The following is a 1,174-nucleotide window of genomic DNA, read 5'->3' on the forward strand; positions in this document are numbered from 1 at the left end:
GTGACGCCTCGCCTCAAGACCGTGAAGGTCTCCGAGCCTGCCAAGCGCGGCGCTGGCGTCAAGGTGGCCGATGTGGCCGCTCTGGTCGACAAGCTGAAAAACGAAGCGAAGGTCATCTAAGGCCCCCTGAGCCGCTTCGCGTCATCCCCCGCAGGGGGACGACACCCTCGGTGCGGGGCGGCCCTTCCTCGGTGTCCCGCGCCTGAGTCGTGCCAGATGGTCCGGCTGCGGGTGATGCAGGCACCATGAAAAATTCTAGAGAAAGACGACTGAAATGACCTCTCTCGTTATTGCAGAACACGACAACGCTTCGATCAAGACTGCGACCCTGAACACCGTGACGGCTGCCAAGGCCTGCGGCGGTGATGTACATGTGCTGGTGGCCGGCGAAGGCGCTGCCGCTGCGGCCGCTGCGGCCGCCCAGATCGCCGGTGTCTCCAAGGTCATCCATGCCGACGGCGCCAGCCTCAAGGACGGCCTGGCCGAGAACGTGGCGGCCCAGGTGCTGAGCATTGCCAGCAACTACAGCCACATCCTGTTTTCCTCGACCGCCTCGGGCAAGAACGTGGCGCCCCGCGTGGCCGCCAAGCTGGACGTGGCCCAGATCAGCGACATCACCAAGGTCGACTCCGCCGACACCTTCGAGCGCCCCATCTACGCGGGCAACGCCATTGCCACCGTGCAGTCCGCCGATGCCGTCAAGGTCATCACCGTGCGTACCACGGGCTTTGACGCAGCGGCTGCCACAGGCGGTTCTGCGGCCGTGGAAACAGCCGCAGCCGTGGCCGACAGCGGCAAGAGCAGCTTTGTGGGCCGCGAAGTGACCAAGAGCGAGCGTCCCGAGCTGACGGCCGCCAAGATCATCGTCTCCGGCGGTCGCGCGCTGGGCTCGGCCGAGAAATTCCAGGAAGTCATGTCGCCGCTGGCCGACAAGCTGGGAGCTGCCATCGGCGCTTCGCGCGCTGCGGTGGATGCGGGCTATGCGCCCAACGACCTGCAGGTGGGTCAGACGGGCAAGATCGTGGCGCCGCAGCTGTACATTGCCTGCGGCATCTCGGGAGCGATCCAGCATCTGGCGGGCATGAAGGACTCCAAGGTGATCGTGGCGATCAACAAGGACCCCGAGGCACCGATCTTCTCGGTGGCCGATTACGGGCTGGAAGCCGATCTGTTC

General features: G+C 65.4%; 1 protein-coding gene and 1 pseudogene. Both read left to right on the forward strand.

The features are described 5' to 3' along the window. A pseudogene (locus tag FSY59_RS27240) lies at positions 1-120 on the forward strand (electron transfer flavoprotein subunit beta/FixA family protein); the annotation flags it as partial. A gap of 154 nt (positions 121-274) precedes the next feature. Next, on the forward strand, positions 275-1,174 hold a 900-nt coding region (locus FSY59_RS27245), incomplete at its 3' end, for an electron transfer flavoprotein subunit alpha/FixB family protein (protein WP_148730040.1).

The sequence above is a fragment of the Comamonas sp. Z3 genome (genome assembly GCF_008121565.1).
Lineage (GTDB): Bacteria > Pseudomonadota > Gammaproteobacteria > Burkholderiales > Burkholderiaceae_C > Comamonas > Comamonas brasiliensis.